The 261-nt window shown below is 67.4% G+C and carries 1 protein-coding gene; it reads right to left on the reverse strand.

Annotation, left to right across the window (positions count from 1 at the left end; genetic code table 11):
* Positions 1-81: 81 nt before the first annotated feature.
* Positions 82-261: hypothetical protein (locus tag KMS84_RS40285; RefSeq protein WP_256921615.1), on the reverse strand; the 180-nt coding region annotated here is incomplete at its 5' end.

Raw genomic sequence — 261 nt, forward strand, 5'->3', positions numbered from 1 at the left:
CTCCAGCTTAACCGGCCGGTTCAGGATCCTGCCGCACGGCGAGACCTCAGAGGAGCGCACGGTGCTGGACGCCGAGATCGTCTACGTCTCCTTCTCGGCGGAGGAGGGCCGCGCCGTCCCCATACCGGGCTGGGTGCGGGAGAAGATAGAGTCCTTCGAGGGCCGCACCAGCTCGAAGCGGTAGATGGTCCTCCCCCGGCGCTCCCACATCCGCTGGAACCTGGACTTCACCGGGGGGTTGAAGCCGGTCAGGTAGGGCTC

The organism is Streptomyces hilarionis (genome assembly GCF_024539675.1).
Classification (GTDB): Bacteria; Actinomycetota; Actinomycetes; order Streptomycetales; family Streptomycetaceae; genus Streptomyces; species Streptomyces hilarionis.